General features: G+C 36.6%; 20 protein-coding genes and 1 pseudogene. 1 reads left to right on the top strand and 20 read right to left on the bottom strand.

Annotated features, from left to right (window positions below; all coding sequences use genetic code 11):
- Positions 1 to 80: 80 nt before the first annotated feature.
- From xerA to E7303_RS10615, 7 genes are all read right to left on the bottom strand, one after another.
- Complete coding sequence (xerA, locus tag E7303_RS10645) at positions 81 to 1049, bottom strand: site-specific tyrosine recombinase/integron integrase (RefSeq protein ID WP_292145261.1); 969 nt, start codon at positions 1047 to 1049, stop codon at positions 81 to 83.
- A gap of 50 nt (positions 1050 to 1099) precedes the next feature.
- Entirely contained in the window at positions 1100 to 2176 is a 1077-nt protein-coding gene (locus tag E7303_RS10640) for a restriction endonuclease subunit S (RefSeq protein ID WP_292145260.1), read from the bottom strand.
- 23 nt (positions 2177 to 2199) lie between these two features.
- Positions 2200 to 3663, bottom strand: a complete 1464-nt coding sequence (locus tag E7303_RS10635) for a type I restriction-modification system subunit M (protein ID WP_292145262.1) — start codon at positions 3661 to 3663, stop codon at positions 2200 to 2202.
- Between the two features lie 8 nt (positions 3664 to 3671).
- The gene (locus tag E7303_RS10630; protein WP_292145259.1) at positions 3672 to 3890 is read right to left on the bottom strand and encodes a helix-turn-helix domain-containing protein; all 219 of its coding nucleotides are present in this window, start codon (positions 3888 to 3890) and stop codon (positions 3672 to 3674) included.
- A gap of 377 nt (positions 3891 to 4267) precedes the next feature.
- Positions 4268 to 4489 carry a hypothetical protein gene (locus tag E7303_RS10625; protein ID WP_292145258.1) on the bottom strand — a complete coding sequence of 74 codons (222 nt, stop codon included), beginning with the start codon at positions 4487 to 4489 and terminating at the stop codon, positions 4268 to 4270.
- A 61-nt stretch (positions 4490 to 4550) separates the two neighbouring features.
- On the bottom strand, positions 4551 to 4775 hold the full coding sequence (locus tag E7303_RS10620) for a hypothetical protein (RefSeq protein WP_292145257.1): 225 nt from the start codon (positions 4773 to 4775) through the stop codon (positions 4551 to 4553).
- 238 nt (positions 4776 to 5013) lie between these two features.
- Complete coding sequence (locus E7303_RS10615) at positions 5014 to 5796, bottom strand: HD domain-containing protein (protein WP_292145256.1); 783 nt, start codon at positions 5794 to 5796, stop codon at positions 5014 to 5016.
- A 161-nt stretch (positions 5797 to 5957) separates the two neighbouring features.
- Here E7303_RS10615 and E7303_RS10610 point away from each other — a divergent pair, with 161 nt between their 5' ends.
- Entirely contained in the window at positions 5958 to 6149 is a 192-nt protein-coding gene (locus E7303_RS10610; protein ID WP_292145254.1) for a hypothetical protein, read from the top strand.
- A gap of 71 nt (positions 6150 to 6220) precedes the next feature.
- On the opposite strand, the gene E7303_RS10605 is transcribed toward E7303_RS10610, so the two are convergent.
- From E7303_RS10605 to E7303_RS10545, 13 genes and pseudogenes are all read right to left on the bottom strand, one after another.
- Positions 6221 to 6775 carry a Crp/Fnr family transcriptional regulator gene (locus tag E7303_RS10605; protein WP_292145253.1) on the bottom strand — a complete coding sequence of 185 codons (555 nt, stop codon included), beginning with the start codon at positions 6773 to 6775 and terminating at the stop codon, positions 6221 to 6223.
- A 60-nt stretch (positions 6776 to 6835) separates the two neighbouring features.
- Complete coding sequence (locus E7303_RS10600) at positions 6836 to 10414, bottom strand: clostripain-related cysteine peptidase (protein WP_292145252.1); 3579 nt, start codon at positions 10412 to 10414, stop codon at positions 6836 to 6838.
- Positions 10415 to 10509: 95 nt separating this feature from the next.
- Positions 10510 to 12048: a PP2C family protein-serine/threonine phosphatase gene (locus E7303_RS10595; RefSeq protein WP_292145250.1), complete on the bottom strand. Its 1539-nt coding sequence runs from the start codon at positions 12046 to 12048 to the stop codon at positions 10510 to 10512.
- Between the two features lie 141 nt (positions 12049 to 12189).
- On the bottom strand, positions 12190 to 14553 hold the full coding sequence (locus E7303_RS10590; protein ID WP_292145249.1) for a hypothetical protein: 2364 nt from the start codon (positions 14551 to 14553) through the stop codon (positions 12190 to 12192).
- 199 nt (positions 14554 to 14752) lie between these two features.
- Positions 14753 to 15346, bottom strand: a complete 594-nt coding sequence (locus tag E7303_RS10585; RefSeq protein ID WP_292145248.1) for a DUF6033 family protein — start codon at positions 15344 to 15346, stop codon at positions 14753 to 14755.
- Positions 15347 to 15531: 185 nt separating this feature from the next.
- Complete coding sequence (locus tag E7303_RS10580; RefSeq protein WP_292145247.1) at positions 15532 to 17430, bottom strand: ABC transporter substrate-binding protein; 1899 nt, start codon at positions 17428 to 17430, stop codon at positions 15532 to 15534.
- Positions 17427 to 18842, bottom strand: coding sequence for a GGDEF domain-containing protein (locus E7303_RS10575; RefSeq protein WP_292145245.1), 1416 nt, complete (start codon positions 18840 to 18842; stop codon positions 17427 to 17429). The genes E7303_RS10580 and E7303_RS10575 overlap by 4 nt, the downstream gene beginning before the upstream one ends.
- 53 nt (positions 18843 to 18895) lie before the next feature.
- Positions 18896 to 19531, bottom strand: a complete 636-nt coding sequence (locus tag E7303_RS10570) for an AAA family ATPase (RefSeq protein WP_292145244.1) — start codon at positions 19529 to 19531, stop codon at positions 18896 to 18898.
- Positions 19532 to 19566: 35 nt separating this feature from the next.
- On the bottom strand, positions 19567 to 20499 hold the full coding sequence (locus E7303_RS10565; protein ID WP_292145243.1) for an RluA family pseudouridine synthase: 933 nt from the start codon (positions 20497 to 20499) through the stop codon (positions 19567 to 19569).
- The gene (gene lspA / locus E7303_RS10560) at positions 20499 to 21038 is read right to left on the bottom strand and encodes a signal peptidase II (protein WP_292145241.1); all 540 of its coding nucleotides are present in this window, start codon (positions 21036 to 21038) and stop codon (positions 20499 to 20501) included. The genes E7303_RS10565 and lspA overlap by 1 nt, the downstream gene beginning before the upstream one ends.
- A gap of 9 nt (positions 21039 to 21047) precedes the next feature.
- The gene (gene aroB, locus E7303_RS10555) at positions 21048 to 22148 is read right to left on the bottom strand and encodes a 3-dehydroquinate synthase (protein WP_292145240.1); all 1101 of its coding nucleotides are present in this window, start codon (positions 22146 to 22148) and stop codon (positions 21048 to 21050) included.
- A gap of 63 nt (positions 22149 to 22211) precedes the next feature.
- On the bottom strand, positions 22212 to 22736 hold the full coding sequence (locus E7303_RS10550; RefSeq protein ID WP_022774462.1) for a cell division protein SepF: 525 nt from the start codon (positions 22734 to 22736) through the stop codon (positions 22212 to 22214).
- 107 nt (positions 22737 to 22843) lie between these two features.
- A pseudogene (locus tag E7303_RS10545) lies at positions 22844 to 23248 on the bottom strand (hypothetical protein); the annotation flags it as partial.

Genomic DNA, 23248 nt, shown 5'->3' with positions numbered 1-23248 from the left:
TACTACCATTACCACTCTTTATCGTCAAATATATATTCAATTTTGATATGACTCGTCAACTCGACAAATCTCAATTTGACTCAGGATAAGTATTTCTGATGAGATGTTTTTACATTATTCTGATTAACGATTGCATAGTGCATAGTCGTACTGATCTGCGAGTGACCAAGGAGCCTCTGAACCTGCTCTATTGGCATCCCTTTGTCAATAGCCCTTGTTGCAGCTGACCTTCTGAACTTATGAGGAAAAATTCTTTGAAGCGTTAAACTTCTCCCCAATTGCCTAACTCGTATCTCTACACCGCTTATTTTTAGCCTGTCATGCGGAGCATCCAACGATACGAATAATGCCGGATTATTATCATCCCTACTGCTGAGATAGTCTTGTATATGTAATTTTGCTTTTGCGTCAAAATAAACTTTTCTTTCTTTACCACCTTTACCAAAAACAATGCATTCTCTAGCATCAAAATCGATGTCTGCAATATTAAGGTTCACCAGTTCTCCTACACGAATACCTGTAGAATACAGCAGATCTATCATCGCCAGATCTCTTTGACAGGAACAGTTGTCTCTAATCTTTTCTATATCTTCATCAGATATAACTTCTTTGACCTGCTGATTGGTTTTAATCTTATGAATTCTTCTCATTGGGCTCTTCAGAATATAGTTTTCTTCCTCAAGCCATGAATAGAAGCTTGATATATTGCGTCTTACATTATCCACTGTAACTTTGCTGCAGTTGTTTACTTGCTGATATTCAGAAAGGTACTCACGCATTCTTTCTGTTGTTATCTTTCTAATAGGCGTAGTAACTGAAATGAGCATTTTTTCTACTGTTGCCTGATAATACTGTATTGTCCTATCCGAGCATCCCTCTATCTTCTTTGCATCCAAGAACATTTTAAGATAATCCTCATTCGAGATATCCTTCTTCTCAGCCTCTTCTGCCGAAAATGCCTTCAACATTACTTCCTGAAGTTTCTTCATTTGAGCAACAGAAAGATACTCTGCCATTTCATTCAGAACCGCAACAACCTTTGTTTCCATACTGGTACACTTCCTCCTTGGTACCAGCATCCTACATCCATAATTAGTTTTTATCCAAAGTATTCTTGCATTAAACTATCAAACAGCTTTTGAGTCTCATCCAAAGACTTTTGCACTGCAACTTTTGATTTGTCGATCTGTTCGACAAACTTAACAAATTCGTCCTGATCTTTCTTTTCTGCTACAGGCAGTTCAAAGCCCCTTATCATTCCTAGATTTAAATTTTTCTGACGCACGCCTCTTCTTTGTGAGAGATAGTTTTCTTTCATCAATGACAGAGCATAATATAACCAAACTATATTTACTGATTCGTTAGGTTCTATACATGCGCATGCCTGATTTGATGCAGAATCTTCTTTGAGAATTCCCATTTTAAATGCAGCAGTATCGTACATTCCAACAAGCATGCTTCCAGCTCTAAAGAGCTTTGCTGCACTTTCCTCTATAGCAGAAGCTGTTATTTTTTCAATTGATCCATGTAAATATAACGAATTCAATTCACCTGCAGAATACCAGTTTATGTCACCAGTAAAATACTCTGGCTTCGTACGAGATGGCGTACCACCACTATTCCATGTTCCAAGTTCTTCAAGTCGCTTTACCATTAGTGATTTTGTATTTTTTATTGGATCACCAAAGAGCTCGACAAATCGGGCTTTGATGAGTTCGTCGAGTTTTTGAAGTTCATCTTCTCTTGATACAATTACTCTTTCACATTTACCAAGGATATCTACAATCTCTGCTTGTCTCTCTAATGAATCTAAATTAAATTGCTCATTTTTATAATCTTTAAAATATATATGCGGTATAGTTGCACCAGTAAAATACTTTTCAAGATGCATATACCTAACAACATAGCAAAGGTATTCAGGCAAAACATTTTCTTTAGGCAGCAAATACTGCATCGTGCCTATCACTGAAGATTTAGCCGGATGCAATGTTGTTCTTCCTATTCCAGCACCATCCTTAACTACAGCAACATATGGCTTATCTTGATGGTAAAAATCAACATTTCCGATATATCCCGATGCTCCATAAATAGGATAATCTCCTGTAGCATCTATAATATCTGACTGTTTTAAATTTGATGAGCCACGCTCACAAACATCTTCAAGTTTTACTCTCATCTATCATCCCTACAAATCTCAATTTATTTTACGTTCAACAGTTTCTTAAGCTCAGCAAACTCAGTCTGAATTTCAGACTCAATTGCTTCAATCTTTTCCATGATTACATCGGTGGGCTCATATTCAACCTTTTCATAAACCACTTCTTTATATTTGTTTATGGAAAGATCGTAATCATTCGCCACAATATCTTCTACTGGAACAAAGAAGCTCTGATCTGTTCTCTTCCTGTCTACCTCTGCATCCAGATTGTTATATCTACTGATAATGTCAGGAATATCATTTTCTGTAACTTCCTGTCTCTTATCATCCAAGCTGTAACCATCAGCCTTCATGTCATAAAACCATACTTTATCTGTTCCACCACTACCAGTCTTGGTAAATACCAGTATTGCTGTTGAAACTCCGGCGTATGGCTTAAATACTCCGCTTGGCATTGAAATAACAGCATCAAGTTTGTTGTTGTCTATAATCTCTTTTCTTATCTGCTTATGTGCATTACTGGATCCAAAGAGAACTCCATCAGGAACAATAACTGCTCCTCGACCACCTTTTTTGAGAATTCTAAGGAATAATGCAAGGAACAACAGCTCAGTCTTCTTGGTCTTAGTGACTTTCAAAAGATCTGCAGACACGGCCTCATAGTCCAAACTTCCTTTAAAAGGTGGATTGGCAAGTACCAATGAATACTTTTCGACATCCGTGTTCTGCTCTGACAGGCTATCTCTATATGAGATATTCGGATTTTCAACTCCATGCAGCAGCATATTCATGGCACCAATACGGAGCATAGTTCTGTCCATATCATTCCCATAGAACATGTCGTTATTGAAGTGATTCCTCTTTTTCTCATCCAAAAACATATCTTGATGGTTTTTACGAAGATAGTTCTGTGCTGCGATAAGGAAACCTGCAGAACCCATGGCCGGATCGATAATAAAATCATCCGGCTGAGGTTTTGTAATCTCAACCATCATTTCAATAATATGTCTTGGTGTTCTAAACTGACCATTTGTACCAGCTGTTGCAACTTTTGAAAGCAGATACTCGTACAAATCTCCCTTTGTATCTTCATTTCCAAGTTCAAGCTGATCAATTCCATCAACAATCTTAGTGAGCATTGCAGCTGTAGGAATTTTAAAAATTGCATCACCCATATACTTGGAGTAAGCAGAATCACCGTCCTGGTGAAGATTCTTTATAAACGGAAATACCCCATTCAGCACAAGATCATACATCTCTTCTGCAGACCCAAGGTTCTTAAACTTACTCCACCTATATTTCTGGCAATCACCTGGAAACATCGGTTCATAAGCCACCCCAAGGAAATTCGCTTCGTTTTCTTTGGTGGTTTCAACGTCATCAAGCTGTTTGATGAAAAGCAAATAAGTAAACTGTTCGATGACATCAAGAGGATTGGTTATTCCTCCTGTCCAAAATGTCTCCCATATTTTGTCAATCTTGTTCTTTAAATCGCCTGTAATCATTATTGTATTCATACCTCTTTCTTTACTAATTCCATCATGTCACTAATGTCACAATCCAGATAATTAGCAATCTTTAATATAATCCCCATGGATACCTCTTCATCTTTTGTCATCTTGGTCATGGTATTAGGAGACATCTCTACAGCTTTTCGAAGATCAGCTTTGGTCATCTTCTTATCAATGAGCAGCTTCCATAATCTGTTATAACTTATAATCCTTTTTTGCATGCGCAATTCTCCATAATTGAAGACTATAGTAACCAAAAATAATTATACCATTGCGCATTAGTTTAGTGCTATTGTTTCGCAGAAACTTGGGAGCTTTTAACAATTTTTTTATATTTCCCCAAAATTTCACCAAATGTTAAAACCAGTTAAAAACCAGATGCTTCCTTGCTCTATTTATAGACAAAGGCGAAGCATGATATATGATCATCCCCCGCCCCAAACAAACATTTTCCCTCTTCTCTATGATCCAAGTTTTGTGAGACTTTCTTTTAGGAGCTGCATTAGTGGGTTGGAATTCATGAATTAATGCAAAATAAAAAATGCGCCTGACAAAACAAGCGCATTTCTTATCTATAATAAAAATATAATACAAATTCTTATTGTTTTCCGGCGTTTTCATCGAATACTTCAGTGACTGTTTGAAACCAAGATGTGGGATCGTTTGGATTCATTCGTCCTACTGCTTTTTTTGCCAGTTGTTCAACTTGCTCTTGGCGCTTCATCTCTCTTGCAGCTAAATTTGAATGGCCTAATCGACCACCGCCTGCTACATTTTCGAGTTCTTCATCCATAAATTTTCTCTTATTATTTTCTGACATAATGAATCCTCCTTCGACTAAATATCATTTTCATTAACTATAGAAATGAAAAGAATTATTCTTATTTTTTTTCGTATTTTTCATCGAACACATCTGCTACTGTCTGGAACCAGGATGAAGGATCGTTTGGATCCATTCGTCCTACTGCTTCTTTTGCCAGTTGTTCAACTTTCTTCTGACGCTTCATCTCTCTTGTATATGCCGTTGAAGATTTACCAAATCCTTTACCACCAGCTACCTCTTCAAGTTCCTCATCTGAAATACTGTTAATATTTTTATCAGCCATAACTGTACCTCCTAAGGTCTATATCGACACGGAATTTACTTTGGTTAATAATTTATACGAACCAATTAATAAAATGGCTATTATTTATGCGTCTTTTCAACAGCCTAATTTTCGGGCATTAAAAAAGCCTTATGGCAAGTCATTTTCAGCTCGTCATAAGGCATCTTCTATGATACTACATCTGTATTCATTTTACAGCTATCTCTTTTTCACCTTTGATGAATCTATTCCCCATCTCTTACAATCTTTTATAAAAGCTTTCAAGCTCTGCTTTGGTTTCCTCAAGAGCCTTTTTAGTACTGTCATTATTAGTCGGGAAGTCAAACATTTGATACAGATATCCCTGTTCTTTGGCCAGTTCCCAGCTCTTTGGATATACAAGTTCAAAAGAAAGTGCTATGTGACCAATGAGGTGTTCCGCAGGTGAAACCATGATATCACGAAATATAGCATGATGTTCTCTGACCTGATCCATGACTTTTTGTGAGACTCCCGATGAAAAAAGCACTTCTCTTGTCACATTATAGATTTCTTCCATAGGTGTCTCTACATTTACTCTCAGAATATCAACCTTGTCAGCATCCCTTAGAATATTGCAAAAAACAAGTGTTTTCCCCGATATCAGGCTATCAATCCTATACTTGTTGTGCTGTCTGATCACTATCTCAAGATTCTTATCCCATGACCTGAAATCAATATAATCTTTGATAAGTTTTTCCTCTTCAAAAAGAAGGTCTGCTCCAAATTCAGCATGGTCAACAGACTCAGAGTCAATGAAAGTATTATATCTTTTGATTTGTTCAAATCTTCCTACATCATGTAACATACCTGAAAGCCATGCAAATTCAATATCCTCATCATCAAGTTCAAGGCTTTTTGCTATTTCTTCGCAGTTATCTGCTACTCTGTATGTATGAGCTATTTTGAGCGCTATCTTTGGATTTGCTGGGTCATAATTCCTTGTATATGCTGCAAACTGCTCTTTTACTCTTTTCCTGTCTATATGCATCTTTCTTTTCAACCTCGATTACATTAATTGTACGTTCCAATGATACCATTTTCTAAGTCATTGCGTAAAAAAAGTTTATTTTTAATTTATAAAAATCTAACAACAAAATCATCGCTTAGTCGTATTAATAAATATATGATAGATATAGGATTACGCAAATAGGAGGGATTATCATGAAAATAGAAGAAGCTGAAAAGATCATCAACAGCTCCAGTAATATGGATGATGCCATGAAGAAACTTAATATCTCTAAAGTAGAACTAACTGATGAACAGTTAGATATGATTGCCGGCGGCATTGATTGGACTAAAGTTGCACTTCAAATTTTTAAAGAGGTCGCTCAAAACTCCAAAAAAGATAGATGAAATAAAAGGGATTCCCGATAATTGGGAATCCCTTTTATATGTATATTATCTTTTGCTCGAATGACTGGATTTTATGGTTGATTCCTTCTGGCTTCATCCATAAAATACATTTTTGTGCCGGGTTCAAAATGATTTTTGGGCCTGTTATTTTCAAAAATAGCATAATTTTTTAGCATATTCTTTATGCTATTTCTTGTTATGGCACTTTCAGTCTGACTAAGTTCATTTGCAACATTTGAAAGCTCAGCAATCTCCTGCTGCATCATAAGCATGTTATTTGCCATATTTGTCATGATCTGAATAACATTACCCGGATTATCTCTCATGAAATCATTAAGCAGTTCCTCAGTTATTCTAAGTAGTTTAATCTTAGAAAAAGAAATGATCGTATATATTGCAGGCTTTTTTGTAAGAATTCCAAATTCACCAAAGCAGCTGCCGGGACAAAGTATTCCCAGGAGTACTTCATTTTCAGTACCATACCCTGTGTACATTTCAACATGACCACTTAAGATTTTATACATGTCAAGATTTCTTTCGCCTTCCCGAAGTATAATTGTTCCCTCGGGAATCTCATATATCTGATTTCTCAGTGTCACGCTTTTTTCATCAAATACTTTGCCCATAAAAGACAGCCCTCATTTTTTCTCAAACATGGTTTCTAATATCCCACAAAGGTCTGATACTTATTCCTGGTTTTCATTAGACTCTTCACTTGTACTGTCTTCACCAGACTCATCATTGTTATCATCCTGCTGAGCATCACCTGCATCAGGCTCTGCGTCGTTAGCTTCAGCTGTATCCTCATTTACAATTGCGTCTTCCGACTGCTTTATTGCATCTTCATTATCTATAGATACATTTTTGTCAGAATCTTCAGTATTACTCTGAGCATCTGGATTTGAAGCTTCTACATTAGATGTTTCTTCAACGTTATTAGCGTCATCTGATGTTTCTTTAATTTCTGCACTATCTACATCATCAGCTTCTTTTGCTTCTTCCAAATTCTCTGATTCTTCTGTTTCCTTTGTTGCCTCTAAAATCTCTGATTCTTCGGTGTTATCTGCTACTACACCTTCCTCAACTATATGATCATCAGCAGTTTCTTCAGCACTTTCCTCTTCTGCTGCAGCATCTTCTGTAACTTCTACGGCATCAGTTGTTTCTGATTTAGCCTCACTGATTGTAGGTTCAGTTGGTTCATCGGTTCCAGCAGCTCTTAAACTCTTGTCTGAATCTGTTTCATCAGCACTCTGATCATTTTCAGAATTTTGGGCCATGCCTTCAGCATCTTCTGCTGCCTGCTTACGTACTTTTTCAGCTAATGCCTGACTTTTTTCAAATGTTGTATCATAACCATCAACCTTAGTTACATAAGTTTCCAGGACATCTGAACCAAATTCATCTTTGCTTAGCTCATACTGATTACCATAACTGTCACTTAATGTATATATAGGCATCAAATCAGTAATAGTCTGAAGTTTTAAGGAATTTTCCTTGTCAAAAAATACAGTGCCAATCGAATGGATCATGACATCTGTTGCGCCATCAACAATATATGAAGCACCACTTAAAAGCTCAAGATAGCACCCCTCAAGAGATTCGACATCGTTATAAGGTCCAGCCTCTCCATTGCTTATATCCTGATATGAATCAAATGTAAACTTATCATTTTCAGAGGATACATTCAAAAAGATAGTTCTTAACTTGCCATCACTAGCAGCTTTTTTAAAATAATTCTCTCTTTTCTCATAGCCATCAGGTGTAGCTACATCACCTACGTTATTCCATATGGTCAATGGAATATATCCGTAATAAGTATTTGTTTCACTGTCAAAATAAGTCATGTAAAAACTTGTTATCTGGTCGTTTAACGTATACCATTTCTGATCAAATGGTTTAACTGTAATACTTACACTTCTATTATCTGTAGATTTTTCTGATGCAGATGTGAAAAGAGATGTTTGCCCTATATCCTGATATGTGTCATCAATTTTTAATGCAACCTGTACGTTTACAGTATCATCAATAACAACTGGATCAACATTGACAATTTTTATAGTAGCAGTTTGCTTTTCGTCATCTTTGGTTATCGTAATATTATTTTTTTTCACGCGATTTTCAACAAAGTAGCTGATGATTTTTTTTAAATCTTTTGCCTCTTCAAAATCTATACCAGCTTTTTCAATAAGGACACTTGTTTTATAATCTTCGCTTTTATCTTCAAGGATCTTGATTATATCATCTACATTATAATTCGTAGTATCTTTCCAAAGGTCACCAACTACAAATGCTGAAACAGTTGTTAACGCCAATTGTGCATAAGCCTTCATATAGACATCATTGGCATTTATATTACCGTATATTTCTTCCACATCTGATGCTTTGGCATTTATGTAGTTCAGATCGCCCTTTTCATTTTTGCCTGCATATACCCTTGTAAAAGGCTGTATTGGAAAATTGATACTAAGACCACAGTTTACATATTCTTTATCTTTTCCACATGCATATATGATTGCATTATTATTAATTGAATTTTTAAGATTTATGCTTGCATTTTGTAATGCAGGGCTTATTCCTTGTTCATTACTTAGCTTATTACAAAGCTTAACAATATCTAAGAGGCAATTATTGTCGTAACCATTTTTAACTCCATAATCACCTTCTTTTCCAATTGTTGTTATTACCATTTCATAGCCTGTAATATCTTTAATATCACCAAGTAAAGCAAGTGCAAAGTCGCTCAAAGCTTCATCTAAATCATCCATCTTTGAACAATCAAATAGTGCAAGTGTTATATTACCTGAATTGTCCTTATACTGATCCATATATGAATCTATAATATTAGTTGCAAGTTCAGTTGTTTCCATATCGGGATTTTCACTGTAAGCAGTCATAAATTCATAGTAATCCCAGCCTGCACCCGGTTCGTTTTCTTCAGAGAAAATAAGATAGTCAGAATATCCATGTAGAGCGTCTGCAACTTCAATTGTAGCCATCTGGCAGGCATCAAAGCCTATGAAATCAAATTTCTTGCCGTCTTGTATAAAATCTGAATTTTCAATTGAAGCCATCAGCTTGTCTAATGTAAAACCTACATCATTCCTTTTATCGGTCTTTCCTTCTTTTACATCATTATCATAGATTTCATCAAAACCATATCCTTTTATTCCATTGCCATGATCCCATAAAATAAGATCATAATACTCAGAACTGGTTGAAGAAGTAACGTAATCAATAAAATCGGTAAGATACGTGTTGTCCAGGAAGTAAAGATCTGTATATGTCTCACGTAAAGAAAGATAATTTGTATTATTATCGTCTTTAAGCACTTCATATATCTGCACATCCCGAGAAATATCCGTAGCATACAGATTATAAAGCTCATCAGCATATTTATTAACTTCTTTTTTCTCATTTTCATCCAGTTCAGCTATCTGCTTGCCTGGATAAAGTAAATTACAGGCGTAATCTGCGTAGTAATCTCCATCATTCATGTGCCATTTATTTGTGCCGCCTGTAGTGATGTATATCTTTGTATTATCAGGTATATTAGCTCTTAAAAGATCCAGCATATTTTTGGTACCGAAACAAGAATTTGACTCAAGGTCTGTACCATTTAAAAAGATCATAATAGTTCTGGTATAAAGATCAATAATATCTTGATCTTCAGAATCACTAGTATCTTCTCCTGGATCCTGTGTGTTTTCTCTTTCAAGCTCAGCCTGTTCTTTAACAGCTTCTGCTATGGCAGTGTCAAAAGCCTCAAACTCCCTTGTATCTGCAATTGCAGTTAATACGCTCATAGGAATCTCAGTTCCATTTTCAAGCGCATCTATAAGAGTTTTATTTCCGGTTTTTTGTAATAAAGATTTATATCCTTCTTTTGAAATACCCGTAAAAATAGCAGAAAAACTTAAGGTTTTACCTTTTTTTAATTCAAGCTTGTTAAGGCCAAAGAAAAATTTAAGTGAAGGCAAACTTGTCTTTGCAAGTTTTTCGTCTAAAACAGTTATATTCAGCGCTACTTTATTGGAACCGTCTTTTACCTCATATGTTTCTTTTCCATCATATGAGATCAGTAGTCCGGCAAAAGAGTCTGATTTAAGAACTGTCCCTATAGGATACAGCTTTTGTAACTGATCATAAACAGATATGCTTGCTGCATAAGAAGTAAATGAATTGACACCGATAAGTAAAGGCGATGTCACAACCATCACTGAAGATAATAAAACTACAAGGATACTTTTTAGCTTTTTACCCATAAACACCTCCATGTAAAAAACAACACACTTCTTAGATATTTATCGGGTAAAAAGCTATCCATGCTAATAATAAAACGATAAAAAAAGTATTAAATTCATGATCCTGCCGGCCCATTATACTTAAGGCAAAGCATAGTTATATCATCAAATTGATCTGCATCTTTAACAAAGTCTTCAATATGACTCTTTACATTTGAAAGAACCTGCTGTGGAGTGGCTTCTTTATCTGAATTAAGGGCTTCAACAAGCCTTTCCTCTCCAAAAAGTTCATTGTTTATATTTGTAGCTTCTGTAACACCGTCGGTATAAACAAAAAGCGTATCTCCTGGCTTTAGTTCAAATTCATGTTCTTTGTATCTTATGCCTTCTATTGTTGCAACTGCCGGAGAATGCCTGTATATCACAAGCTCATAATCTCCATCTTTCTTCTTAAATGCAGGGTGCTCGTGACCTGCATTAACCGCTGTTCCTTTTCCTGTTGTAAGGTCAAAAATAGCAAGCCATACTGTTACAAAAAGCTCAGCAGTATTTCCCTCGCAAAGCTGTTCATTCACATTCATTAAAGCCTGTGAGGGGCTGTCCCCCGCAAGGACTCTGTTCTTTATCAGTGTCTTTGCAACCATCATAAACAGCGCTGCAGGTATTCCTTTACCTGAAACATCAGCCATTACAAGGGCTATATGGTTATCGTCTACCATAAAAAAGTCATAGAAATCTCCGCCAACTTCTTTGGCAGGATTCATTGATGCATAAAGGTCAAATTCCTCTCTGTCAGGTCTGAAAGGAAAAATCTTTGGAAGAACATTTTCCTGAATTGATGATGCAAGCGCAAGATCTCTGTCAGCAACAGCTTTCGCGCGGCCCTGAGAAACATTTAATATGCAGTACATAAGAAGAATTGTCAGCATAACTGTCGCTGCTGTCGGAGAAAGCCCATACACACCTATTGTAAAAATCCCCATAGATAGAGGTGCAAATGCATATACAAAGAAGGTATATATCTGATATTTTTCAAGCTGTTTTCTCTCAATAACAACTGCAGCAAGAGCTGAAAATGCTGTAAAGAAAGCATATATCATTGAAATAGGATAGTACGCGCTTCTGTGATAAATTCCCATTTCATCAACAGTAAAGTACACTCCGGTAAAAAGATTAATTATTCGCATGCCAACAGCAATATACAAGCCAATCTTTGCTATTATTCCCAGATTCTTAACGACACCCTTGTTGACCTTAAGATAGGTCATAGTATAGAGCCAGAAAAAGTAAGCCTCCACTGGAGCACAGAAATAATAGAAAGTATTATCAATAATATTCAAAACCCTCAAGCTTGGAACACCATCCAAAAGCCATGCGCAGGCATCTGTGAAAAGTCCCAGATATGCAACGTTTATAAGAGAAAGCAAGTGCTTTAGATTTGCACCTGTTTTTTGAACATCAACAAGGCAGCAGATATATAATACATAACCGATCATCATACCCACAGCGTCAATACCTATATTGATCAGATATATATCTACAAGATCATTGATTCCTCTTAAATGAACGAGATAACCTACAACAATTACGAGTAAAATATATATTGCTGAAATAATAAAAGCTTCCCTTCGTTTATGGTTAGATAATCCCTGCATGATTGCCCTCTGTTTAAAAGAAATATAGATAGTTTCTACACTTATAATAATACGTTATTTTATATACACAAAATTATTAAAAAAATATAAAAAAAAGAACTCCCAAATTGCATAACACAACTCGGGAGTCCATCATTTAGCTTATCTTTCTTTTATAGAATACTTTGCACCACATACAACCAAGGCACCAAGTGAAGCAATAATAATTATAATTGCTCTTATCGGTGAATTGGTCGTATCATCTGTACTTGCTTTTCTTGCGCCAAGAACTGCTGCTTCTCTCTTTTCACCAAGAACTGCTGGTTCTACAGGAGTTGGAGCTGGTGCCTCAGCTACTGTAGTAGCTACTAAAGAAACTACTGCAGGTGCAGGAGCTGAAGCTGGCTCAGGATCAGGATCAGATTCAGAATCAGGTGCAGGATCAGGATCTGACTCTTCAATTATTACTACTACAGGATCATTATTTTCCTGCGGCTGATCTATTGGATCATCCTCTTTGTTGTCAGGCTCATCTGGATCAACAACCGGATCATCTATTATTTCTTCTTCAATGGCTTTTTTAAGTGCTTTGATATTTATTCCACCAAGTTCACTGTTTAATGTGATCTTGTAGACACCATCAGATATCTTTTCAACGCTTGCTATTGTTTTTAAATAATCCTCATTATCAAGCTCATAGCCTTCTTGGAATTTAATGTTAAGAACCTCTCCGATTCTCATAGTTTCAAGGCCGTCGCCAAATACTCTTACATCCTCGCCATCATTCAAAGAATCCAAAGTAACTTCTTCATCATGCTTTATTATGTAATTTATCAATCCCTTTACGGTATCAATAACTTCTTGTGCAAGTTCATCCGCGTCATCTGAAGGCTCTTCATCAATATCATCATCATCTACAGGCTCTTCATCAATATCAGCCTCATCTACCGGATCTTCTTCATTGGTTGCAGCAAGCATGGGTGCGGATCTAAGTTCATAATATTCAGGAATACCAAATAATGACCCATAGTCCCGATAGCCCACAACTTCTCCATTATCGCCAAGGTTAAATTCATATACAACTATGTCCGGAGTTGCCGCAATAACTTCTGCAGCTGTTTCATATCCTTTATTTAGCAAAAGTACACCATATGCTCCGTTACCGTTGTCTTCTGACTTTACTGTTTCCTCAACTATTACAACCCCCTTTACAGATTCTGGTTCCTGATCTTCTTCCCAATTATCTCTTGTCTCCGGATCAATGTCTTCATCATCTGATATTTCAAGTGTTCTAAGTCTTGGACCATCATCATTATCCATACCAATTATTACACCAATAGCAGCGGAAGGTATTTTTGAATAAATATCCTTGTCAGAATCATCAAATTCCTCATCTTCAGTTTCTTCCATTTCGATTTTTCCGCTTGCTGTAACATCACCTTTTACATGTACTGTGCTACCATAATCTGATAGAACACCAAATACTCCACCGGTTACATTGCCGCCGACATTAACATTTGAAGGATTCTCTTCAATTTTCACATATTCTCCGGCTTCCCTCAAATAACCAGTTTCATATAAATCTTCATCTAATACAGCCGGTTCATTATACACATATTTATTGGTTGTAGACGCCCCTATTCCAATTGCATTTCCTTCTACATCTTTTTCTACAGTAATATTGGACCCCTTTGATTCTATACCAGACTCTATACTACCCTTAACGCTACCTCCTACAGATATGGTTGAGTCACTTGACCTTATTCCTTTTCCACCACCTGTAACACTACCTTCTACGGATATGGTTGATTCATCTGACCTTATTCCATATTCACCACCTGTAACATCTCCTCCAACTTTTATATCACTTTTATCATATGCAGTAACACCAGTATAATCTCCTGTCACATTGCCGGAAACATCTACTTTTCCTTTATTAATATATAACCCATAATCCCCAGTAACATCACCCCCCACAGTTACAGTTCCATTAACTTCTCTATCTTCATCAGAATAATGACCGTAAATTCCTACTCCATCTTCTGTTAGTCCTGTGACATTACCACCAACATTTACAACACCTCCACCTGTTACATATATACCATTAATAGCTCCTGTCACATTTTCACCAACTGTAACGGTTCCCTCTCCATTTACTTCAATACCACTAGAATTGGTACTGGTACTGCCTTCAGTAGCATTAACATTTCCATCTACATTAACTGTACCACCCTCATTTTGTATCCCAGTACCCTTAGCCTCAACATCACCATGGGCTGTAACACTACCCTCATTTGCTACATAAATTCCCTCAGAATCAGAAGTAATATTTCCCACTTCCTTTGAACTTTGTTCATCTGGCTTTGAAGAATCTGGATTAGAAACGACTGTCTCTGTGGCATCCTCGTAGTCACCCTCAGCAGAAACTGTGAATCCTGCTCCAATTGACGCAGTTGCAATTAGTATTGCAGATGTAGCAACTGCCAACGACCTGTGCATCACCTTTCTAAGCTTTTTACTTACCATAACATTTCCCTCTCTTTTAAAAATAAATTGTTGTTTTTCTGCAACATTATTTCCGTTTCCGAGAACATCATAACAATTTAAAATTAAAAAAAAAGTATCTTTTGGTTACCTCTTTTACGAAAATCTGTTTTCGTGATTATACACAAAAAAAAGGTCTGACCATCAAAAGTCAGACCCATAATAAACAATTATAAAGTTATCACTGATTATTCTTATCAGCTACAAGTGATTTTATAACCTCGTCTAAAGAATTATTGCTATAAGAGTTTCCATTTATATCTGCAAAGAAATTTAATTTTCCATCTTTTCCAATGCTGATTCCAAAATTGGAAATCTCATCTTTATCATCAGTATTTTCGCTGATCTTTTTGCTCATATCACTGATCTTGGTCATTGCATCATCAATTTTTCCCAGAAGCTTATCTTTTGCCTCTTTATCTTTTTCATCATCAGAAGCAAGAAGCTTCATCTCATCTTCGGAAAGAATAATGCTATATTCAAGATCTCCGCCTATCTGCGACAGATCATCATCAGGCCCGGCCACAAATACATCGGCGTTTTCGTATTTCTTTTGAAGCAGGTCAACAACCTTGCCATACATTTCAACTTCGGGAGAAAAAGAAACTGTGGCGCTGTTTCCAAGGCCTGTTCCAAATACTGAGGCTTTATTACTAACATCTTTGGATTTATCAGCAGATCTTGCATTTGACTTTCCCGCTACTTTCGCCGTTTTAGTGGCATTTGCAACATTGCGGTACATTTGACTGACATTATTACTAATACTGGCTGCCATAATTTTTCCTCCTTGAAAAATCAGAGCATAGATTCCTTTCTATGCAAAAGAATGTGTAATACAAACACACTCGTTGTTCTTTGGCTTTAAGATATCATCTACTTTATAGCTAACCAATTAAATTTGTATTAAATTTTGTATATTCTGCAATATTATTTCAAGTAATATCAAAAAACATGAAAGTCTCATTCAATCCATTCAGCATAAGCTTTTTCATATTCTTCCAGATTCATAGATTTTTCGTGCTTCTTATAGTATTTATAGCGCTGTCTTGCCATTCCATAGGAAGAATACTCGCCTTCAAACTCATTTAGCTTTGACATGATATATCCATCACCATTCATAATAGAAAACGGAACCACAATAGCATTACTGATGATAATATTTTCAGCCTCTGCAAACTCAGTAAATCTCCTGTCATTATCGTCAGTAATCGAAGAAGCAAGATCAATCTGCTCCCGCCATTTCTTATGTATCTTTTTTATCTCTGAATTATCAGAAAGCTGCCAGAATGTGTAGTCTCCATCATCTTCAAAGGGCTCTGTCCAGGTTTGAGGATCCTCATAATCCGCGCCCCATCGGCATTTCATAAAAGCATATTTACCTGCCATGCGAACTGAGAGTAAAAACCCCATATCGCTCCCGGCGGTTACTATAACATCGATAAAATCCTTTCCTAAAGTCGATTCTATCTGTTCCTCCATCATATATGCTTCCTGCTTCCACCCTTCTGTTGAAGGATTATATGGCATAAGCATTTTTATTGGAAAAGTCACCCCCTTTGGCGTAAGTTCAAGCCTCGCAAGATCTCTGTAGATTCTTGCTTTTTTAGGGTCAAAAGAGTCATTTCCGGCGTGATACGCAAGTTTCCCATAAGATGTATAATCTTTCCCGTTAAAAGAATTAGAGCCTTTAGGAGTGATCGTGTTATTTATAAGAATTTCCGGATCGTATGGTTCATAGAGCTTTAAAATACTTACCCTGTCTATGGAAGACATGACAGCTTTTCTAAAGCTCAAGTTTTCTACAGCTTTTTTCCAGTTATCAGGTTCATATCTTTTATCAAATAATGGTTCATAATTAAAGGAATAAAAATATGAAAAAGAGCTATCCGGTCTTGACCTGTGAATATTCTCTGCATATTCAGGGTTACTCATATACTCATCAAGATGATCAGGACTTATGATTGCCTTATCAACAGAGCCATTCATATATTGCTCTGGCCCAATTAACAGAGCATCAGCATCATAATAATTTTCAATCCTGTCAAGATAGACGTTTTTCTTATCCCAATAGGTGGGATTTTTTACAAATATCTGCTTTTCAAGTGGTTTAAAATAATGCAGTATATAAGCTCCGTTATATAACAGAAACTCATTGTCTGTAGCAAAAACACTTCCAATCTCATTAAGGTACTCTCTGCAGATTGGGAGATACGTTGTATAAGATAAAACGCTGGTAAAAAAGGGACATGGTTTTTCCAGGATGTATTTCAAAGTCTTATCATCTTCTGCCACAACTCCAATATCAGAAGGGATTGTCTTTTCCGGTATTTCCTCAAAATCATCGGGGTTTAAGACATACGATGTAAATTCATAGTATTTCTGGGCATTTAAGACCACAGCACCTGTCGAATACATGTACTGACAATCTGTATCATTGGCAGCATTATTAACATATTCTGCAGCACATACAAAGTCATCAGCTACTACATCTGCATAATAATTGCCGTTGTAGTCGACCCATTTTATTCCGTCCCTTAAATGAAAAGTCCACTCAGTAAAATCCTCATTTGACTCCCAGCTCTCAGCAAGTCCGGGGATAATATTGCCCTTTGTGTCATAGTCAACAAGAGCATCTATAACATTGGCACAAACTGCTGTATCAACAGCAGAACTTGTCACCAGGTAGTTTAGATTAATAACCTCCGAAGAATATAAAGTCTTAAAAACAACTGCATCATTGTCGTAAGCATCTTCAAGCGTATGATTTTCAAGATCAGGAAGCTTACCATAGCAACCGGTCAAAAAAGTCATCACAAAACACAGGAATAGAAGTATGCACTTTTGAGAAAAACGGCTCATCCTCGCATCTCCTTTCCAATTGATTTGTAATAGAGCTCTTTATCGCGATACATCTCCTCCTCAGCAAGCTTGATTACTGTTAAAAGCTTCTTATCAGGTGTTGCCATGGCAAGACCACTTGCAACATGGTAATTTTCTTTTTCAATATCATCAAGAACCCTTCTAAGGTCCTTTCTTACGGCCTGTTCATCCCTTTCATACCTGAATGCTACAAATTCATCACCGCCAATCCTATAGGTGTTATTTTCGCCAAATTCGGCGCTTATAATTGATGCTATGGTTTTTAGCATATTATCACCGGCCACATGGCCCTGGGTATTATTGAGCTCATGAAGGCCATTTACATCAAAGTAAATACATGCCATACCATCTGTCCCCTGCTGTAGATGCTGGCAAAAATATTCGTACCTGTTTCTGTTTTGAAGGCCCGTTAGAGCATCCATATTAGCTCTTCTTTCCATGCCTTTAAGGGAACCGGTTGTAATATGGATAATGTAAAAGAAATAAATAATAAGAGAAATAGCCTCTGCGGCAATAAGCAGATATATGCCAATATGCATTGGTCTTACTGCTTCGTAGACATATTTTTCCGGAACGCTAAGAACCATCTCCCAATTGGCTATTGTCATTGGCAGATAGCAATAATACATTATTTCATTTGTTGAATGGTCACGAACAATAGCATAGCCGCTTTTTCCGCTTTTTATGTTTTCATCCAGAGTTTTCCCTGTACTTATGGCAAGGAGCTTTAGAGTTGACTCATCAAAATAGGTATTTATTCGGTTTTTGCCATCTATAAGGTACTTTCCGGTATCTCTTTCAATGATAGAAATAATGCCATGGCCGTTATATACTTCAGGAGACCATGCATCAATAATACCTGCAGGTGTTGTGGTGCCATATATAAAAGCTATTGTTCTGTCATCCTTCCTTATAGGAACAAAGCTTCTAATATCCAAAACTGAGGGAATTTCAAGATCTCTTTGAAGGGTTGAAATATGTTCTCCCTTCTCAAGCACAGAATTAAAATCCAAAATCCCGGTTGCATCAATATCTTTTCCTGAAATTCTAATGACTTCATTTCTGGGCGTAAGAATAGCAGCCTCTGAAATATTGGAATTTACATAATAAATATTCAAATATCTGGTAACACCTAGGGAATGTAAAGATTCTCCGGACTCGGAGATAATTTTAGAAATAAGCCGTAACATATTACGGTCCGCACGAAACTCACCCTCGATGGAGCTTATGGCTTCATCGGTGGATTTTTTGAGTTCTAAATAACTTTGGTCTCTAGTATAGTTTTTTACATAGAGAACGTAAACAGTAGAATATAAGAACACGATCAGCATAAGAATGAGTGTAGCAATCAGGCTTCGCGTTCTAAATCTTTCCTGCGCACGCTTCCACATAGCTCATCCTCCATGAAAGGCCTGACAATTAAGCCAGGCCCTCTATAGGTGAATCAAAGTTTCTTGGAAAGCTCATAGTCTTCAATATACTGAGTAATAAATTTCACGGTACCATCTATACCGAGAATGCTTGAATTGATGCAAAGGTCATAGCTGTCAGCTCTGCCCCATTTCTTGGATGAATAATAGTTGTAATAGCTCTGACGCTGTTTATCCTTTTTATTCATCATCTCTCTTGCCTTGTCATCTGTTGTGATATCCTCAAAACGCTCTTTTATGCGCTTTATCTTGCACTCTTCATCAGCCGTGATAAAGAGATTAAGAACATTTGGAAAATCAGATAATGCATAATCTGCACATCTTCCAACAATAACGCAAGGGCCTTCCTGAGCAATCTTTTTGATAGTATCAAACTGTGCCAAAAAAACTTTGTGGCTGATAGGCATGTCAACAAAACTTGAAGAATTATATCCAAATGAATATGTGTCCATTACAAGGTTGTAAAGAAAAGAATTTGTAGGACGCTCATCATGATTCTGAATCATCTCCTCGCAAAAGCCACTCTCTTTTGCTGCTCTAGAAAGAAGCTCCTTGTCATAACACTTAATCCCGAAATGATCGGCGACCATCTCTCCTATTTCTCTTCCGCCTGATCCGAATTGTCTTCCAATAGTGATTATAGTATTCATATACATCACCCCTTTCCCCTTTTTCTTATTTTACCTTATTTAAGAACATTGAGCAAATGTGAAAAATACTCAGGTAGCGGCGCATCCGTTTCTATATACTCTTTTGTTGTGGGATGTATAAAGCCAAGAGTCTTGGCGTGTAAGCACTGCCCCTTTAATTTAAATCTGCTCTTCCTGTTTCCGGCATACACTTCATCTCCCAAAAGAGGATGTCCAATATGAGCCATATGAACACGAATCTGATGGGTTCTGCCTGTTTCAAGTCTGCACTCTATATAAGTCATATTATCTTCCTCAAATCGCTTTAGAACGCGAAAATGAGTAACCGCTTCTTTACCGCCACTTGTAACTACAGCCATTTTCTTTCTGTCATTAGTGCTTCTGCCAATAAGGGTTTCGATGGTGCCCTCATTCTCTTTAATTACGCCGTAGCAAATTGCATGATATACACGATTTATAGAATGCTCTTTGAGTTGCTTTGCTATTTTTTGATGTGCATTATCATTTTTACAGATAATAACTGATCCCGTAGTATCTTTATCAATCCTGTGAACAATTCCCGGCCTCATAACACCGTTAATACCTGATAAATTATCATGACAGTGATACATAACAGCGTTTACCAGAGTATCCTTATAATGACCTGCAGCAGGATGGACGACCATATCTTTTGGCTTATTTACAACAAGTACATCTTCGTCCTCATAGATTATGTCCAGCGGAATATCCTGAGGCAATATCTCAGGAATCTCAGCGGGCGGAATCTCCATTTTGATATAATCATTTTCAGAGATACAAAAGCTTGCCTTTACATTTTTTCCATTGCAAAAGACCTTTTTGTCATCAATAAGTTTTTTTATATAAGTGCGAGAAAAAGAAGGGCTAAGCTCAGATAAAAGCTTATCTATCCTTAGTCCTTCATATTCATCACTTACAACATATTCAAATAATTTGTTTTCACTATCCATTATTTTTCCCTAAATTTCTTTTGCTGGTTAAAGCTAAGGAAATTGAAATCATTCTCTTTATAGTAAAAAAGAAAAAGGATCACAAACAAAAATGTTGAAACAGTAACATATATATCTGCTACGTTAAATATCGGAAAATTGATGATAACAAAATAGATGAAATCAACAACATAATCGTTGCGAACTCTGTCTATCATGTTCCCGGCTGCACCACTTGCGATCATAACAAGTAAAATATGCATGATATTGTACTTTTTGTCATCAGGCATTCTAAAGAGAACATAAGCTATAATGCAAAGTATCATTACAGCAACCAGGATAAAGAAAACCTTCTGATTCTGCAAAAGACCAAAGGCAGCGCCACTGTTTTTTAAGAAATTAAGCTCTAATACGCCGTCAATTATCTTTATAGCAGGCTTGTCTTCCAAATGGATAACTGCAAGGTACTTAGTAAACTGGTCTAAAAAAACTAAAAGGATTATCATCAAAAAATCAACCAGCAAAAAGATTTTTTTCTTTTTAGATATATTTGTATTCATAAAAACTGATCAGTCTCCATTCTCAACGTAGATAATTTCATTTAAAGCAGCATTCATCTCTTCTTCGGTAACGGTTGTATCAATAAATGCTTTTCCAATCTTTTTAAGGAGAATAAACTTAATCTTATCTCCATCAGCCTTTTTATCTGACTTTGTGAGCTTTATCACCTCTGAAGGCTCAAGGTCTTCTACTGATATAGGGAGATTAAAGGGAACAAACATATCCCTGATCTCGTAGTATTCTTCCATAGCGATCAGCTCTTTTTTCCAGGAGATAAAAGCTGCTGCAACACAGCCAAGAGCTACGCACTCACCGTGAGTTAATGTAAATCCTTTTGCCTTTTCAATAGCATGTCCAAGAGTATGACCAAAATTAAGCAGAGCTCTGTCTCCCTTTTCTGTGGGATCCTTTTCAACGACTGCTTTCTTGATCTCGCAGCTTCTTTTTACCATCTCAAGAACTACATCTGTATCCTTGTCTTCAATCTCGTACATGTTCTCAATAAGCCATGAATAGAAAGAAGCATCTTTAATAAGACCATGCTTCATAACTTCTGCAAATCCTGAAGCATACTGCCTGTCACTTAAGGAATTAAGAGTAGAAATATTCATATACACAAGACGAGGCATATGGAATGCGCCTACCATATTTTTATACTCGTCAAAATCAACACCAGTCTTACCACCAATGCTGCTGTCTGTCTGAGCTAAAAGAGTTGTAGGAATCTGAATAAAATCAATTCCCCTAAGATATGTTGCAGAAGCAAAACCTGCCATATCACCAACAACACCGCCCCCAAGTGCAACAACAAGGTCATGTCTGTCAAAATGATTTTCAATCAAAACCTTATAGATTTTCTCAATTTCTTTGAGATTCTTATTATCTTCACCGGCAGGGATTGCATAAGTTATAACTGTCTTTGATACCTTATTAAGTTCCTTTTGAACATCCTTTGCATATAACTTCTCAACATTACTATCAGTAATTATAGCTATTTTCCTGCCCTCAAAGCCAAGCTCCCTAACCTTATCACTTAGCCCTTCAAAATTCTTTTCAAACATGATCTCATAACATGGCTTCCCACCATAGTTAACAACTAAACTTTCCATACCTAGTATCCTCTATTCTTCTAAACAAAAATTAAGCTGCTGCGAATGCAGCAGCTTGTTATATTAATCGATTTGATGAGGTCCCTCTGGTATTCCACTACCGAAGCCACTCAAAATATTCTGGAAATCGCCTGAAATATCAACTGATGCCGGTGTAATAATGAAGATGTATCTTGATATCTTCTGAAGATTACCTGAAATTGCAAATGTTGAACCTGATGTAAAATCTATGATCCTCTGTGCAATATCTACATCAAGACCTTCTAAATTAAGCACAACTGTGCGATTTGCTAAAAGTGTTTCTGTTATCTCCCTTGCATCCTCAACAGATGTAGGTTTGATCACGCAAACTTCCATACCGGCAGCTGATAAAGCTTTCTTTGACCTGGATGGAACAACCTTTGGTGCAGGTTTTTTTGCCTTTTCCTCGGAAACATCAATAGTGGGATCATCCTTACCAATTGGAGCCTGATTATTTATTGACTCGATCTTGGACCCACCATCATAATAAGTGTCATCCTCGTCATAATAACCATCTTCATCCCCATTAAGCTGAATTGCTTTTAAGAATTTATCCATTACACTCATTTTATCTAATGCTCCTCACAATTATTTTTCCCAACACTCATATAATATTATCGTAGTTTTACGTATTATGTCAAATTTATATGGTTTTTTTAACAATTTTTAAAATTTTACCCCTGAGAAGAAGCTGATGCTGACGAATCTTCAGATATGCCTTCTGTGGACTCTTGCGCAGGTTCCTCACTTACTTCATCAGATGACTCGCTTGCTTCATCTGCCTTTCCTGACTTCTCATCAACTGTTGATGAATCAAGAACTATATAGTCATATACATTAAGTCCATACATAGTATTGGAACGAACTATGGCGTACTCATCATTCTGATAAAGGATCTTAACCTGTCTGAAATCTGCATAACCTTTGTTTATATTATAAACCCCAATAAGAGTATCTGTCTTACTAACAGTATATCTTTCATTAGAATCAGGCTTTATCAGTGTATCACCAGCCCTTAATGTGTCCGTATCAATGTAATACTCAGTATCTGTCTCATTATATACATTAAGTGAAACAAA

This window comes from Butyrivibrio sp. (assembly GCF_015056685.1).
In the GTDB taxonomy this organism is placed as follows: Bacteria; Bacillota; Clostridia; order Lachnospirales; family Lachnospiraceae; genus Butyrivibrio.
Note: the sequence above shows the minus strand (reverse complement) of the source record. Positions and strands in the feature narration are given on the sequence as shown.